We start from the raw sequence: 14,171 nt of genomic DNA, 5'->3' as shown, positions 1-14,171 counted from the left end.
CCCTGGTCGAGCCGACGCTCAGTCCATCTTGAGCACCGCGTACCAGCGGTCCGCGGCGTGATGCACTCTCAAAGGAACGTCGAAGGTGGCTGTCAGGTTCGCGTCCGTCAGGCCCTCGTTCAAGGGCCCCGAGTACACGGCCTTCCCGTCACGCAGCAGCAGCACGTGGGTGAACCCCGGCGGGATCTCCTCCACATGGTGCGTGACCAGGACCAGGACCGGGGACGTCGGGTCCTGGGCCAGACCCGCCAGGTCGCGGACCAGCAGCTCCCGGCTGCCCAGGTCAAGGCCCGCGGCCGGCTCGTCGAGCAGCACGAGCTCGGGGTCGGTCATCATCGAGCGGGCCAGCTGGACGCGCTTGCGCTCGCCCTCCGACAGGGTGCCGAACCGGCGCCCGGCCAGGTGCTTGATGCCGAACGCGGCCAGCAGGTCGGCCGCGCGGCCCTCGTCCATGTCGTCGTAGCGCTCCCGCCACCGGCCGGAGATCGCGTACGCGGCGGTCAGCACGACGTCCTCGATCCGCTCGCCGGGCGGGATGCGTTCCGCGGTGGCCGCGCTGGCCAGGCCGATGCGCGGACGCAGCTCGAACACGTCGGTGCGGCCCAGGGTCTCGCCGAGGATCTCGGCGCGGCCCTTCGACGGGTGCAGGTGGGCCGCCGCGATCTGCATCAACGTCGTCTTCCCGGCGCCGTTCGCGCCGAGCACCACCCACCGCTCCCCCTCGCGCACCTGCCAGCTCACGTCGTCCAGCAGGGTCGCCCCGTCCCGGACGATGCTCACGGACTCGAGGTCGAGCACAACGCTCATGGGCCCCGACCCTAGGGCACGCCCGTACGGGCGCTTCACCCGCCGTTCGGCGTTTACCCTGAACGGGTGCTGGATCTCCCCCGCTCCGTGCGTCTCGCCGCCTGGGGGACGGCTCTGCTCGGCGGTCGCTGCGACGTGGTGTCCGTGGGCCGGGCCGTGGTGCGGGACGACGAGCCGCACGACGTCCTGGTGGACGACGCCGTCGCGGCGGAGTTCGGGCTGCCCGCGGGCGGCGTCCCCGCCCGGCTGGTGGACGTCCTGCCGATGCTGCCGCCTGGTACGGAGTTCCGCGTCGTGCTACCCGCCCCGGGCGACCTGCTCGGCCTGCCGGGGCCGGCCGCATTCAACGAGGCGGCGCTGGCCGCGGGCGAGTCGGTGTTGGTCGGCGTGGGCGACGGGGCCCGGTTCGGCCTGGTCCCCGACGTCACGGAGTTCGGCTCGGTCTACGAGCCGGGCGCGATGGTCACCTGGCACGCCGTTGCGGTGGACAACCGCCCCGGCGGCGTGGCCGCCCTGCTCGCCATGTCCGTGGCGGACGCCGACCGGGAGCTGCGCTCGGCCCTGAACACCGCGATCGCCGAACTGGCCCGGCTCGACATCGCGCGCTGGCGGGAGGACGCCGCCGACCGGGTCGCCGCGATCCGCGACGGCGGGCTGGAGCCGGGGTCGCTGCCCGACGGGACGCCGGGCCGTTGCCTGCGGGTCCTGGCCACCGCCGCCCGCGTCCGGGCGATCGTGCAGCTGGCCTCCGAGGACGACGGCGCGGCCGTCACGGGGCACGAGGCGGTCTCGCGGGCCCGGACGTTGCGCGAGCTCGACTCCGTGTCCCGGCGGGCCATGGTGGCCGCGGTCAACGGCATCCTCGAACCCGCCGACTGACCCACAGTCGACTCACAGACACCAAGATCAACAAACTCCTCAAGGGTCCTCGCGAGAAGTCGATCTTGAAGGCATGACGCACGGTGGATCGGGACGTTACGACGGGTGGGACCTGCCTTACCGGCCGGACCTGGCCCGCGGGCACCGGGTCGCGCGCGCCCCGATCCGCCGGAAATCGGCCCGGGGCCGGTCGATCAGGCGCCTCCTGCTGCTCGTCGCCCTCGTGGCCGTCGTCGGCGTGGTCGGCCACGAGGCCACGCACCTGGCCGCCTGGTTCCAGGACTACGTCGCGGCCGAATAGCCCGGTCATGGGCACTGAGGGATCGACGCAGATCCGGCATTTGCCTTGCGGCAGAGGTTGTTTCGAACTATAATCGAACACATGTCGGAATGCTCCGTGGAGAGCGGGTGGGGCGACGAGCCGCCTCTCCTGGAGCCGGAGCTGACTCCGGATGAACTGGCTCATTGGCGTGAGCTGGAACGTGAGTTCGCGCGTGAGGCTCTGGTGGACGGGCGCGCGTGGGAGTTCGATTCCGCGTCCGGTGAGGCCTTGTCGCTGCGGTTGCATGCCCTGAACGACCGCGCGGCGGTGACGGATGCCGATGATCGGTTGCTGCTGGCCGGGTTGCGGGGTTTGCAACGGGCGAAGGCGGCTTTGGCGGCCCAGGAGTTGGAGTTGGTCGCGGAGCTGACCGCGCGGCGGGCGCCGGTGACCGACCGGGTGCCGGAGTTGGCGTTGCGGGCGGTGGCCGATGAGATCGCGGTCGAGACGGGCATGTCGCGGTATGCGGCGACCAAGCTGCAGGACACCTCGTGCCGGTTGATCGACCGGTTCCCGGCCACCCTCGACGCCTTGGCGATCGGAGTGGTCGATGCGCGGAAGGCCGAGACCATCGCCGACGGTCTCACCAACGTCCGGAACGAGTCGGTGCGTCGTCGGTTGGAGGCGGCCGCGATCGAGGCGGCGAGTGGGGTGACGGTGCCAGGGCTGCGGGAGTTGTTGAAGGGGTGGGTGCTCGCGGCGGAACCGGAGGTCGCCGAAGAGCGTGCGCTGGAGGCGCGGGCTTCGCGGCGGGTGGTGTTCACGCCCGTCAACGGCGACATGGTCGAACTGTGGGCGTTGCTGCCGGCCGAGGACGGGCTGCGAGTGCGGGCGGTGCTGGAGCAGACCGCGGCTCAGGTCAAGGACTCACGTACTGCGGACCAGCGCCGGGCTGACGTCCTCGTGGACCTGCTGACCGGGGAAACCACGGGGGTACAGCCGAAGACGCGGCTCATGATCACGGTGCCGTTCAACGTTCTGGCCGGGGACAGTGAGCAGCCCGCCCACCTCGACGGGTACGGCCCGGCCACCGCGCTCCTCGCTCGGCGGTTGGCTGCGGATGCCGTCGAATCAGGGACGTTCCAGTGCGCGGTCGTCGACGGCGAGCACGGGACGTTGCTCGGGTTGGGCAAGAGCACGCGCACCGCGAAGTACGTGGCGTCGGCGGCGTTGAAAGACCATGTGCAGGTCCGGGATCGGTACTGCCGGTTCCCCGGGTGTCGTACTCGGGCGTCAGCGTGTGATTTCGACCATCGCACAGCGCATTCCGCAGGTGGTGCGACGTGCGCCTGCAATGGCCAGTCGTTGTGTGGTCACCACCACCGGGTCAAGCACGAGACCGGCTGGACCGTCCGCCACGAAGACGCCGCGACGCTGGTGTGGCGGACCCCGGGCGGCACTCAGGTGCCGGACCGACCGGCCCGGCTCACGCCGTCCGCCCCACCGTTCTGAACGGTCGGCGACGCCCGCGCGACCGAGCTGCTCGATCTGGGGTACCGCGGGTTCCAGGGCGGATCGAGCCGATACCCGCCCGAAGCCTGCGGGACGAGCCGGTAGCGAGCCAGGATCTGCTGGGCCGGGCGGTAGAGCGAGAAACCCCCAGGTCGCCAGGCCGGCCAGCCGACCGCCTCGTCGATCTCCAGCACCACGAGGTCCGTCCGGGCGGTACCGAGTTCTGAAGCCAGACGTGGGATCTCGTCCGGGTCGTGCAGCCGCGGCCGGTTCCGGTCGTCCGGTTCGGCGGGCAGCCGCGCCTCGGTCTCGGCGCGGTCGGCCTCGTCGGCAGTCACGACCAGGACCCGACTGCGGGAGATTCGGACCCGACTCTGCTCGACCTGCGGGTCGGGGCGTCCCGCGTGGTGGTCCGTTCGGCCTGGGGACGGGCGATCAGGTCGCCCAGGTAGTCCCAGGCGCCGTCGTCATCCAGGACGCCCATCCCCCACGCTCCCATCCCGCGGACTGTAGTCCGCCCGGGGCGTCTGGATCGGGGTGAACGTGTGGGTTCCGTGACGTATCCGGTCACCGATCCCACACGTTCCGGGCGTGCGCTTCAAGGCGTCCGGCCCGGGTGCCGAATCCGGACCCATGTCGCAGACCAGCCCTGTACCGGGGCCAGGCTGGTATCCGGACCCGGCGAACCCGGCGGGTGCGGGTGAGCGCTGGTGGGACGGGACGACCTGGACCCAGGCGACCCGGATTCCGGCGCCGCGCCCGCCGATGCCGGCACCACCGACCGGCCAGACTCCGGTGTCCGCCGGATACGCGCCCGTGGACCCGGGACGGCCGGTCTCGCCCTACCCCCAGGGTCTCGGCGCCGCCCCGAGCCACTCCCGCCTGCCGGCCCAGCCGGTTCAGCCGGTCATGCCCGCTCAGCCCCGGCGGCAGCGGCGCAGCTGGCCGGCCATGGCCGCGCTCATGTCCGTGGGGGTGCTCGCGTTCGTCGCCACGTTCTACGGGCTGCGGGCCCTGCACCACCACGGTGACGAAAGTAGCTCGGCCCTCGACGCCACGACTCGCGCCGAGGCCTGCGCATCCCCCGTCGTCGGTGACCCGCCCGCCGAACTGAGCACACGCGCGCCGGCGCCGGGGCGCACGGTGATCACCCCGAACGGCGCCGAGAAGGTGTTCGCCGCCTTCTGGGAGGCGCGGGAACTGGCCCTGGTCGGCTGCGGGCTCGACCTGCTGAGGGAGCTGGACGACGGCCCGGCCCTGATCGGTGACGTGTCGCGGGCGCACTGCGGCTGCCTGATCCGGACCGAACCCGGTTCGTACACGGCCAAACAGATCTACCTGGAGCACCAGACGGGTTACCCGGCGACGTTCCTGGTCGAGGTGGCCACGTCGATGCATGATGCCGACCGCACGTGGCTGGAGCGCATGGTCTTCCGCCGGAACGCCCCCACGACGCCGTGGAAACTCGTGCTGGACACCGGGTACGCCTCCGACCCCGGTGCCCAGGTGACCATGGGGCGCCCGATCACGACCGAGGACGGGTACCTCGAGGTGGTCAGCGCGAACCAGCGCGCCGAGATGGTCCAGCGGTTCCGTACCTACGCGCGATACCTGCAGTCCGCCAAGGACTCCGGGAAGGCGCCGGCCGGGCAGTTCGCACCCGGCGACTGGGGTGACCGGCTGGCGGAGGAGATCGCCGCGCACCCGAACGGCACGGTCCAGAAGAACGGGTTCGTGCTGCACGAGACCTTCAGAGCGCCGCGCAACCGCGACGTCGAGGTGGTGTTCACCGGCCGGTCGATCATGGCCTGCGGGGCGCTGAGCGTCAGGTCCGTCTTCACCGGCCCCGACGGGGTGACCCAGGACGCCGGGCGGTACTGGGGTCCCGATCTCGACCCGGGCGTGTACCGCGAGGTGGTCTCGCACGGTGTCGACCAGACCTGCCTCTCCATGCCCGTCCCCGCCTTTGCCGGGGTTCTTCCGGTGGCCTCGGGCGGCGACTGGACGAACGAGGCGGTCGTCACGGGAACGCCTGTCTAGCGCGGGTTCTCAGATCGCATAGTCCAGCTCCCGGCGCGGGCGGACGACGGCCGAGGGGGCGGGGCGCGGCGCCCGGAAGGCGCCGGTCGCCAGGCCGCGGACGGTACGGGCGGCGACCAGCGACCACAGGGCGAGCAGGCCGGTGAACAGGAGCACCGCCGTCCAGCGGAACACGTCAAGCTCCGTGTGCACGGCGAGGGCGCTGGTCCCGGTGACGACGGTGCCCAGCGGGAACGTGAAGCTCCACCAGGTCAGCGAGAACGGCAGGTCGGTGCGCGCCGTCCGCAGCGTCAGGCCGAGGGCCAACGCCAGCCACAGCAGCGCGAAACCCCAGACGCAGAGCCCGAACACGACCGCCGCATCGACCGCGGAGGCGCGCAGGGCGTCCGGTACCCGGTTGGCCAGACCGTTCGCGGCGGTGATCGACTGGCCGAGCGGGCCCAGCACGATCCACACCGTCGGCACGGCCGCCGCGGCTCCCACGCCCTGCGTCGCGAGTCGCTGCCAGATCGCCGCGATCACACACAGGGCGGCGAGCAGCGACGCCCCGAACAGCGCCGCGCAGGCGGCGAGCAGCGTCGTGGCGGCCTGCCCCGACAACGACGGCGCGAGCAGCGCGCCGGTCGAGGCGGAGACCATCGGCGGGACGACGGGCATCAACCAGCCGCCGAACGCCGGCGTGGGTGCGTGCCGGGTGATGGCCAGGTACGGGACGCCGACCGCGGTCGCCAGCCCGAGCAGGGTGCCGACAAGCCACAGGCCCCAGTCGATGCACAGCGCCGGACCGGGCCCGAGGACGTCGGACCCGACCAGCAGGGTGCCCGCGCCGACGGTCAGGAGGGCCATCGGCACGGCGCCGTGGAAGTGGGCCACGACCGGGTCGGACAGGTGGGCCCGGGCCCGGTCCGGGTGCCGCACCCAGTGGCCCACGTACGCGGCGCCCACCCCGGCCAGCACCGCCACCGCCAGCAGCCAGAAGACGAGCGCCACGGCGTCCAGCAGCGGCGACGAGACGGGCAGCAGCTTCGCCCCGACGGCGACGATCCCCGTGCCCATCACGGTGGCGAACCAGTTCGGCGGTACGTGTTCCATGCCGTCCAGCCTCGGTCCGACGGCCGGAGGCCGGTAGCGGTCCCGACCTGATCAGCCCATAGAGTCGCTGGATGAGCGCCCATAGACTGGTCTGATGCCCGGCCCCGCGCTGACCCACGTCCCGGACCTCGACTCCCTCGACCTCCTGCTGCGGGTCGCCGCGACCGGCAGCCTCGGGCAGGCGGCCGCCGCGCACGGCATCAGCCAGCCCGCCGTGTCCGCCCGGATCCGCAGCATGGAACGCCAGGTCGGGTTCGCGCTCGTCCATCGGGGCCCCACCGGTTCGACGCTGACCCCGGGCGGGGCGCTGGTCGCCGACTGGGCTCGGGACGTGCTGCACGCCGCCGCCGAACTGGAGGCCGGGATCCTGTCCCTGCGCGACGAGCGTGAGGGCCGGCTGGTCGTCGCGGCGTCCCAGACGGTGGCCGAGCACCTGCTCCCCCGCTGGCTGGTGCGGTTGTCCGTCGAACGGCCGCAGACCGCCGTCCAGCTCGCGGCCATGAACTCGGCCGGGGTCGTGAAGGCCGTACTGGCCGGCGACGCCGGTCTCGGCTTCGTCGAGGGCCCCGGGGTGCCGCGCGGGCTCGGCAGCCGGATCGTCACCCGCGACCGGCTGACGGTCGTGGTCCCGCCCGGGCACCCGTGGGCGCGGCGCCGGACGCCGGTGGGGGTCGAGGAACTCGCCGCCACCCGGCTCGTGCACCGCGAGCCGGCGTCCGGCACGCGGGCCGCGTTCGAAGCGGCGCTCGAGCGGGCCCTCCCGGGCCATCCGCCGCTGCCCGACCCGTTGCTCGAGGTGTCGACCGGCAGCGCCGTCCGGTCGGCCGTCGCCGCCGGGGCCGGCCCGGCGGTCCTGTCGGACCTGGCGGTTCGGGACGACGTGGGCTCGGGCCGGCTGGTCGAGGTCGCCGTGCGCGGGGTGGACCTCGGGCGCGACCTGCGGGCCGTCTGGCCGACCGCGCAGCGCCCCACCGGGCCGGCCCAGGACCTCCTGGCGATCGCCACCGCCCGGGCCTGACGTGTGGCCCGTGGGGCGCGAGTTACGGCATTTGCCGTCCGTGGCCTGAGGGACTGGCCTAGCCTCGGCGGTGTCGAACAGGCGGCCGGGTCAGGGAAGGCCCGTCCCGCGCATCACCGGGGGAAAACAGTGTTCTTCATCGTGTGGGGTTGGAAGACGTACGTACGCCTGCTGGGCGTCATGACGTTCGTCTGCGCGTCGTGCCACAACCCGGCGGCGCAGCGCGCCGAGCAGCAGGTCCGCAAGTTCACGCTGTTTTGGGTCCCGCTGATCCCGATCGGGAAGAAGACCACGCTCACGTGCACCTACTGCGGGGTCACGACCGTGGTCCCGAAGGAGCACGTGGAGCAGCTCATGGCCGACCTGGAGACGGCGGGTTCCGCTCCGCCGGCGCAGCGTCCGGTCGCGGCGCCCGATGCCCTTCCGGGGCCGCCGCCGGCGTCGGGGACGCCCCGGCTGCCCGACGGCCCGAACGGCGGCCGGCACCGCGCCTGAGGGCCGGGTCCACGAGCCACAGCCGGGCCATCCGGACGATGCCCCGCACCCGCTGCCGGCGGCTGGGCCGGCCGTAAAGCTCAGCGACGAGCTGCAGTTCACGACGGCGGCGGCCGTCGCCGTGCGGGACCCGGCGCCACACGGCCGCGACCGCGGTGATGGCGGCATCGACCACCCGGTCGGGCAGCCTCACCGCACGGACTCGTAGACCTCGACGGTGCGGTCGGCGATGGCCTCCCAGGAGAAGTGCTCCTCGGCGCGTCGCCGCCCTGCCGTGCCGTACTCGCGGGCCCGCGCCGGGTCGGAGGTCACCTCCGTCAGCACCGCGGCCAGGTCGTGCACGAAGGTGTCCGGGTCGCGCGGGGTTCCGGTCCCGTCGTCGACCTGGTCGATGGGCACCAGTCGGCCCGTGACGCCGTCGTCGACGACCTCGGGGATGCCGCCGGTCGCCGTCCCGACCACCGCGGCCCCGCAGGCCATCGCCTCGAGGTTGACGATGCCCAGCGGCTCGTACACCGACGGGCAGACGAACGTCGTCGCGGCCGACAGGATCGTGCAGACCTCGGGCCGCGACAGCATCCGGTCGAGCCAGACCACGCCCGAGCGGGTCTCGGCCAGGCTCGCCACCAGGCCGGCGACCTCGTCGGCGATCTGCGGGGTGTCGGGGGCCCCGGCGGCGAGCACCAGTTGGACGTCGGGCGGCAGCAGCGCGGCCGCGCGCAGCAGGTACGGCAGCCCCTTCTGCCGCGTGATCCGGCCGACGAACACGACGCTCGGCCGGGAACTGTCCACCCCGAGAGCCGCGGCCTGCGTGGCCAGCTGCCCGGCGTCGTCCACCCGCTGCCAGTCCGTGAGGTCGATGCCGTTGTGCACCGTGACGACCTTGGCGGGGTCGACCTGCGGGTAGCTGCGCAGGATGTCGTTGCGCATCCCGTCGCTCACCGCGATCACGCCTGCCGCCCCCTCGTAGGCGGTGCGCTCCGCCCAGCTCGACACGGCGTAGCCGCCGCCCAGCTGCTCGGCCTTCCACGGACGCAACGGCTCGAGGCTGTGGGCGGTCAGCACGTGCGGGACGTCGTGCAGCAGGCCGGCGAGGTGGCCCCCGAGGTTCGCGTACCAGGTGTGGGAGTGGACGACGTCCGCCCCGGCCGCGCCCGCGGCCATCCCCAGGTCGACCCCCAGGGTCCGCAGCGCGGCGTTGGCCCCGGCGAGGGTCTCGGGCTCGGGATAGGCCGTGACGCCCGGTTCCGGGCGCGGGTCACCGAACGTGTGCACCCGGACGTCGAGGCGGGACCGCAGGACGCCCACCAACTGGGCCACGTGCACGCCTGCGCCGCCGTACACATCCGGAGGGTATTCACGCGAAAGAATGTCAACCCTCATGCAACTCACCGTAGTGCGGATTCGACCTTCGGGCCTATCGTCAAGACATGGCGAATCCGAAGGTGATGGCGATAGTTCTCGCCGGCGGCGAGGGCAAGCGACTCATGCCGTTGACCGCGGACCGCGCCAAACCCGCGGTGCCCTTCGGGGGCATCTACCGCCTCGTCGACTTCGCGCTGTCGAACCTGGTGAACGCGCGCTTCCTCAAGATCGTCGTGCTGACCCAGTACAAGTCGCACAGCCTCGACCGGCACATCGCCCAGGGCTGGCGGATGTCGAACATCCTCGGCAACTACGTGGCCCCCGTCCCGGCGCAGCAGCGGGTCGGCAAGCGGTGGTACCTCGGCTCGGCCGACGCCATCTTCCAGAGCCTGAACCTCGTCGGTGACGAGAAGCCCGACATCGTCGTCGTGGTGGGTGCGGACCACGTGTACCGCATGGACTTCCAGCAGATGGTCGACCAGCACGTGGCCAGCGGCGCGGCGTGCACGGTCGCGGCCATCCGGCAGCCCATCGCCGAGGCCGACCAGTTCGGCGTCATCAAGACCTACGACGACGAACCGCAGCGCATCCAGGCCTTCCTGGAGAAGCCGAAGAACCCCAAGGGGCTGCCGGACGCGCCCGACCAGGTGCTGGCCTCGATGGGCAACTACGTGTTCGACGCCAAGGCCCTCGTCGACGCCGTCACGCAGGACGCCGACAACGACGACTCCAAGCACGACATGGGCGGCGACATCGTGCCCTACTTCGTGGAGCGCGGTGAGGCCGGCGTCTACGACTTCAAGGACAACGACGTCCCGGGTTCCGACGAGCGCGACCGCGGCTACTGGCGCGACGTCGGCACCATCGACGCCTACTACGAGGCGCAGATGGATCTGGTGTCGGTGCACCCCGTGTTCAACCTCTACAACTACGACTGGCCGCTCTACACCCACCTCGGCCCGTACCCGCCGGCGAAGTTCGTGCACGGCTGGCACGGCCGCATCGGGCACGCGGTGAACTCGATCGTCTCGGGTGGCACCGTCGTGTCGGGGGCGTTCGTGGAGGGTTCGGTGCTGTCGCCGAACGTGATGGTCCGGTCATGGTCGACGGTCAGCGACAGCGTGCTGATGGACAACGTGGACGTCGGGCGGCACGCGGTGATCCGCCGGGCCATCATCGACAAGAACGTGAAGGTCCCCGAGGGCGCCCGCATCGGTCTCGACCCGGAGGAGGACAGGGCCCGCGGCTTCATGGTCACCGAGTCCGGCATCACCGTGATCGGCAAGGACGCCGTCATCACGCTGTGAGGGCCTACGGTGCCTGACATGGTTCCTCGCCCCGTGCGGATCGCCCTGGCGGTCCAACCACAGCACTCCGACTACCCGACGATCCGGCGCGTGGTCGGCGAGGCCGAGGACCTCGGCGTCGACATGATCTGTGTCTGGGACCACTTCTTCCCGCTGTTCGGCACGGACGACGGGTGGGAGGCAGGCCGGAACTTCGAGGCCTGGTCGTTGCTGGCGGCGTGGGCCGAGCAGACCTCACGGGTCGAGCTCGCCCCGCTGGTGTCACCGGTCGGGTTCCGCAACCCCGACCTGCTGGCCGACATGGCCCGCACCGTCGACCACATCAGCGGTGGTCGGCTCGTCCTCGGCCTGGGTGGGGGCTGGTTCGAGCGCGACTACGCCGAGTACGGGTACCCGTTCGGGACGGCGGGGGCCCGGCTCGGTGAACTCGAGGCGGCGGTGCCCCGGATCAAGGCCCGCTGGTCAGCGCTCAACCCGCCGCCGCTGCGCGACATCCCGGTGCTGATCGGTGGCGGCGGGGAACAGCGCACGCTGCGCCTGGTCGCCCGGCACGCCGACATCTGGCACTGCATCGGTACCCCCGAGCTGCTGGCCCGCAAGCAGCAGGTGCTGGACGACTGGTGCCGGGTCGAAGGGCGCGACCCGTCGACGATCGAGCGGAGTACTCACGGCGGCGCGCCGACGTCCCGCCACGTTCCGTCGTGGGAGCGCTCCCCCGACCCGTACGGCCCGCAGCTGCTCGAGCTGGGCTTCACCCGGTTCACGATCCGTTCCGGCGGTCCGGATTTCGACCTCGGCCCGGTGCGCGAGTGGGTCGCCTGGCGGGACGAGGTCAACCGCGACCGCCCAGTGGAACGTTCTGGCCCGTAACGACGCTCCCGGGAGCCGTTTCCGGGGCAGAACGTTCCACTCGTGGGTCAGACGGTGCGGGCGACGGCGTAGTGGGACGTCCAGATCGGGGCGCGGGTGACCCGGCGGCCGGTGCCGGGGGCGTGCCAGATCGTGCCGTGCCCCGCGTAGATGCCGACATGGGTGACGCCGTGCCGGCGGGAGCCGAACAGGATCAGGTCGCCGATCTGCCGGCTGCTCTTGCGGACATGCGTCAGGGCCCGGCTCATCGCGGCCGACGTGCGGGGCAGCCCGCTCACCCCGGCGGCCCTCAGCACGTACCGGACGTAGCCGGAGCAGTCGAAGGCGCGCGGCCCGTCGGCGCCCAGCCGGTACGGACGTCCCTTGAGGGCGGCCGCGTGGCGCAGCACCGTCGTCGCGAAGCCGTGGTGCGCCAACCGGTTCGCACTGCTGCGGGCCTTCCGGGCGGCGGAGACGTGCGCGGCGCGCGCCGCGGCGCTGCCCGCCGCCGAGGTCGCCGCCCGGGTGGCCTGCAGCCGGGCGGTGGCCCGCGCGGCCTGTTCGGCCTCCGCGTGCGCCCCGGACGGGCTGTCCGCCGCCCGGGTGACGGTGACGGTCACCTTCCGGGTGGCCTGACGGGTCGCCTTCGCCCGGGCGGTGGCGGTCGCCCGCACCGTCCGGGTCAGGTGGGCGGTGGCGGTCTCCGTGTCGGCGCGGGTCTGCGCCACGGTGACGGTGGCCGTCTCGGTCGCGACCGCGGTGTCAACGTTGTCAACGGTGACGTCGGAGGCCGCGGCGCTCGAGGCGCCGGCCGCCAGGGCGGCGGCGGTCACCAGGGCGCCGAGGGGCATGCGTGAGCGGTTCAGGGTGTGCTTGAGCAAGAGCGTGAGTCCTTCCCACGCCTACCAGGTGAGCTGACGGGCTCGGGCTGAAAGGTGCCCGGCCGGCCTCCGGTCGTGCTGGCAGGTCGGCTTCGCCCCGCGGCGAGGTGGGCGACGGCGCATGCGGCGCTGGTCGTCGTCCGGCGCCGCCCGAGGTTGGACGGCGCGCCTCGCCAGGTGGGTCCCCGGCGTCCATCGTTGGGGTTCGGGGTGGCCGGTGATGGACCTCGGCGATCCGGCCACCCGGTGCCCGTGGAGAGTGGGCACCTGCTTGGACCGTCGGCGGTCAGCCCCGGTCCGGCAAGGGATCCGGCGATCTCGTGACGTTCGACATACGGTTCGGTCCCCCGAGCGGGTGACTCAGGCCGTCAGGACCCGGCCGACCGTGTACCGGGTGGTCCAGATCCTGGCCTTGGTGACCGTGCGGCCGGTGCCCGGGGCGTGCCAGATCATGTCGTCGCCCGCGTAGATCCCGACGTGGGTGACGCCGCCGGTCGCGGTACCGAAGAAGATGAGGTCGCCGACCTGGCGGTTCTTCTTGGCCACCCGGGTGACGGCGGCGCTGATGTCCGCCGAGGTGCGGGGCAGGTCGACCACGCCGGCCGTCCTCATCACGTACCGGACGTACCCGGAGCAGTCGAACGCCGCCGGGCCGTTCGCGCCCCACTTGTACGGGGTGCCCTCGAAGGACGCCGCCGTGCGCAGGACCAGGCTCGAGAAGTTGGCCAGGGCGCGCTGCACGGCGTTCACGGTGGCGTCGGCCGTGGCGTCGGCGGCCGCCGCGTCCCGGGCCGCGTCGAGCGCCTCGTCGCCGGCCTGCGCGGTGGCCGCGTCGAGGGCGGCCTGCCGGGCGGCCTTGCGGGCCCGGACCGTGGCGTGGGCCTTGTCGACGCCGTAGCGGGCCAGGGTGAGCGAGACGGTGGCGGTCGCCTGCTCGGAGGCCGTGCCGACCCCGGTCCCGGTCCCGGCGACCGTGCTGGTCAGTCGCTTGGTGGCCTTCTGGGTGACGGTCGCGGTGCGGGCCACGGTGACGGTCGCGGCGCCGGTCTCGGTGACCCGGATGTAGCCGCGACGCTTCTCGGCCCTGACCGTGCTCGAGGAGACCGAGCTGTCCACGACGCCGTCGGTGACGGTGCTGGGGGTCGTCGCCGTGCCCGGGCTGGTGCCGGTCGCGGCCGCCGTGGCGGTCGCGGCGGAGGCGGTGGAGCCACCGGCCAGGACGAGCGCCCCGGTGGTGAGAGCCGTGGCGAGCACGGTGGTGAGCGTGGCGGTGAGCGTGGCGGTGAGGGGCAGGTGCAGGCGTTTCGGGGCGTGCAGGAGCAAGGCGGTGAGTCCTTCCCACGCCTACCAGGTGAGCTGACGGGCTCGGGCTGAAAGGTGCCCGGCCGGCCTCCGGTCGTGCTGGCAGGTCGGCTTCGCCCCGCGGCGAGGTGGGCGACGCGCGTTCGGTGCACGGTCGTCGTCCGGCGCCGCCCGAGGCTGGACGGTGCGCCTCGCCAGGTGGGTCCCCGGCGTCCATCTCGGGTCGGTGGTGACCGGCGATGGACTTCGGCGAGTCCGGCCACCCGGCACCCGGTTCCTGGGCACCTGGGTGAACCACTCGGCGGCCGGTCCGGCGCCGAAAGTGCTTCGGGGACGGCGTTCCCGGCGCCACCCGGGGTGGC

At 72.7% G+C, this 14,171-nt stretch carries 15 protein-coding genes and 1 pseudogene; 9 read left to right on the top strand and 7 right to left on the bottom strand.

The features are described 5' to 3' along the window. Positions 1–18 precede the first annotated feature (18 nt). Positions 19–807, bottom strand: a complete 789-nt coding sequence (locus ACIB24_RS18460; RefSeq protein ID WP_398283359.1) for an ABC transporter ATP-binding protein — start codon at positions 805–807, stop codon at positions 19–21. Positions 808–873: 66 nt separating this feature from the next. Here ACIB24_RS18460 and ACIB24_RS18455 point away from each other — a divergent pair, with 66 nt between their 5' ends. The 3 genes from ACIB24_RS18455 to ACIB24_RS18445 all read left to right on the top strand — a co-directional run bounded on the left by ACIB24_RS18455 (position 874) and on the right by ACIB24_RS18445 (position 3,460). Next, positions 874–1,686 (top strand): hypothetical protein, encoded by an 813-nt coding sequence (locus ACIB24_RS18455; protein WP_398283357.1) that lies wholly within the window; start codon positions 874–876, stop codon positions 1,684–1,686. Positions 1,687–1,759: 73 nt separating this feature from the next. Next, positions 1,760–1,987 (top strand): hypothetical protein, encoded by a 228-nt coding sequence (locus tag ACIB24_RS18450; RefSeq protein ID WP_398283355.1) that lies wholly within the window; start codon positions 1,760–1,762, stop codon positions 1,985–1,987. Positions 1,988–2,068: 81 nt separating this feature from the next. Then, complete coding sequence (locus tag ACIB24_RS18445; protein ID WP_398283353.1) at positions 2,069–3,460, top strand: HNH endonuclease signature motif containing protein; 1,392 nt, start codon at positions 2,069–2,071, stop codon at positions 3,458–3,460. On the opposite strand, the gene ACIB24_RS18440 is transcribed toward ACIB24_RS18445, so the two are convergent. Then, a complete protein-coding gene (locus tag ACIB24_RS18440) occupies positions 3,409–3,798 on the bottom strand; it encodes a hypothetical protein (RefSeq protein WP_398283351.1) in 390 nt (129 codons plus the stop codon). The genes ACIB24_RS18445 and ACIB24_RS18440 overlap by 52 nt on opposite strands. After that, entirely contained in the window at positions 3,795–3,959 is a 165-nt protein-coding gene (locus tag ACIB24_RS18435; protein ID WP_398283349.1) for a DUF4259 domain-containing protein, read from the bottom strand. The genes ACIB24_RS18440 and ACIB24_RS18435 overlap by 4 nt, the downstream gene beginning before the upstream one ends. Positions 3,960–4,093: 134 nt before the next feature. Here ACIB24_RS18435 and ACIB24_RS18430 point away from each other — a divergent pair. Both ACIB24_RS18430 and ACIB24_RS18425 read left to right on the top strand, forming a co-directional pair. Next, positions 4,094–4,213 (top strand): annotated as a pseudogene (locus ACIB24_RS18430) (DUF2510 domain-containing protein); the annotation flags it as partial. A gap of 42 nt (positions 4,214–4,255) precedes the next feature. Next, positions 4,256–5,500 carry a hypothetical protein gene (locus ACIB24_RS18425; RefSeq protein ID WP_398283631.1) on the top strand — a complete coding sequence of 415 codons (1,245 nt, stop codon included), beginning with the start codon at positions 4,256–4,258 and terminating at the stop codon, positions 5,498–5,500. Positions 5,501–5,509: 9 nt separating this feature from the next. Here ACIB24_RS18425 and ACIB24_RS18420 read toward each other — a convergent pair whose 3' ends face one another. Then, the gene (locus ACIB24_RS18420) at positions 5,510–6,592 is read right to left on the bottom strand and encodes a TDT family transporter (protein ID WP_398283347.1); all 1,083 of its coding nucleotides are present in this window, start codon (positions 6,590–6,592) and stop codon (positions 5,510–5,512) included. Positions 6,593–6,686: 94 nt separating this feature from the next. On the opposite strand from ACIB24_RS18420, the gene ACIB24_RS18415 reads away from it, so the two are divergent. Continuing rightward, complete coding sequence (locus tag ACIB24_RS18415) at positions 6,687–7,610, top strand: LysR family transcriptional regulator (protein ID WP_398283345.1); 924 nt, start codon at positions 6,687–6,689, stop codon at positions 7,608–7,610. A 141-nt stretch (positions 7,611–7,751) separates the two neighbouring features. Continuing rightward, positions 7,752–8,105: a zinc-ribbon domain-containing protein gene (locus tag ACIB24_RS18410; protein ID WP_398283343.1), complete on the top strand. Its 354-nt coding sequence runs from the start codon at positions 7,752–7,754 to the stop codon at positions 8,103–8,105. 189 nt (positions 8,106–8,294) lie between these two features. Here ACIB24_RS18410 and glgA read toward each other — a convergent pair whose 3' ends face one another. After that, positions 8,295–9,488 carry a glycogen synthase gene (gene glgA, locus ACIB24_RS18405; RefSeq protein ID WP_398283341.1) on the bottom strand — a complete coding sequence of 398 codons (1,194 nt, stop codon included), beginning with the start codon at positions 9,486–9,488 and terminating at the stop codon, positions 8,295–8,297. A 47-nt stretch (positions 9,489–9,535) separates the two neighbouring features. On the opposite strand from glgA, the gene glgC reads away from it, so the two are divergent. Then, entirely contained in the window at positions 9,536–10,777 is a 1,242-nt protein-coding gene (gene glgC / locus ACIB24_RS18400; RefSeq protein ID WP_398283339.1) for a glucose-1-phosphate adenylyltransferase, read from the top strand. Positions 10,778–10,795: 18 nt separating this feature from the next. Then, positions 10,796–11,647, top strand: coding sequence for an LLM class F420-dependent oxidoreductase (locus tag ACIB24_RS18395; RefSeq protein WP_398283337.1), 852 nt, complete (start codon positions 10,796–10,798; stop codon positions 11,645–11,647). A 47-nt stretch (positions 11,648–11,694) separates the two neighbouring features. Here the strand turns inward: ACIB24_RS18395 and ACIB24_RS18390 are convergent, their stop codons facing one another. Next, complete coding sequence (locus ACIB24_RS18390; protein ID WP_398283335.1) at positions 11,695–12,507, bottom strand: C40 family peptidase; 813 nt, start codon at positions 12,505–12,507, stop codon at positions 11,695–11,697. A gap of 360 nt (positions 12,508–12,867) precedes the next feature. Further along, positions 12,868–13,830 (bottom strand): C40 family peptidase, encoded by a 963-nt coding sequence (locus tag ACIB24_RS18385; protein WP_398283333.1) that lies wholly within the window; start codon positions 13,828–13,830, stop codon positions 12,868–12,870. Positions 13,831–14,171 lie beyond the last annotated feature (341 nt).

Source organism: Spongisporangium articulatum (genome assembly GCF_044465595.1).
In the GTDB taxonomy this organism is placed as follows: Bacteria; Actinomycetota; Actinomycetes; order Actinomycetales; family Kineosporiaceae; genus Spongisporangium; species Spongisporangium articulatum.
This window is presented reverse-complemented; position numbering and strand designations above follow the sequence as displayed.

Bases quoted from the DNA above. Each gene is read 5' to 3' on its own strand.
- ACIB24_RS18445 (WP_398283353.1), top strand. From the start codon at position 2,069: ATGTCGGAATGCTCCGTGGAGAGCGGGTGGGGCGACGAGCCGCCTCTC.
- ACIB24_RS18435 (WP_398283349.1), bottom strand. From the start codon at position 3,959: ATGGGAGCGTGGGGGATGGGCGTCCTGGATGACGACGGCGCCTGGGAC.
- ACIB24_RS18420 (WP_398283347.1), bottom strand. From the start codon at position 6,592: ATGGAACACGTACCGCCGAACTGGTTCGCCACCGTGATGGGCACGGGG.
- ACIB24_RS18395 (WP_398283337.1), top strand. From the start codon at position 10,796: ATGGTTCCTCGCCCCGTGCGGATCGCCCTGGCGGTCCAACCACAGCAC.
- ACIB24_RS18460 (WP_398283359.1), bottom strand. From the start codon at position 807: ATGAGCGTTGTGCTCGACCTCGAGTCCGTGAGCATCGTCCGGGACGGG.
- ACIB24_RS18415 (WP_398283345.1), top strand. From the start codon at position 6,687: ATGCCCGGCCCCGCGCTGACCCACGTCCCGGACCTCGACTCCCTCGAC.
- ACIB24_RS18450 (WP_398283355.1), top strand. From the start codon at position 1,760: ATGACGCACGGTGGATCGGGACGTTACGACGGGTGGGACCTGCCTTAC.
- glgC (WP_398283339.1), top strand. From the start codon at position 9,536: ATGGCGAATCCGAAGGTGATGGCGATAGTTCTCGCCGGCGGCGAGGGC.
- glgA (WP_398283341.1), bottom strand. From the start codon at position 9,488: ATGAGGGTTGACATTCTTTCGCGTGAATACCCTCCGGATGTGTACGGC.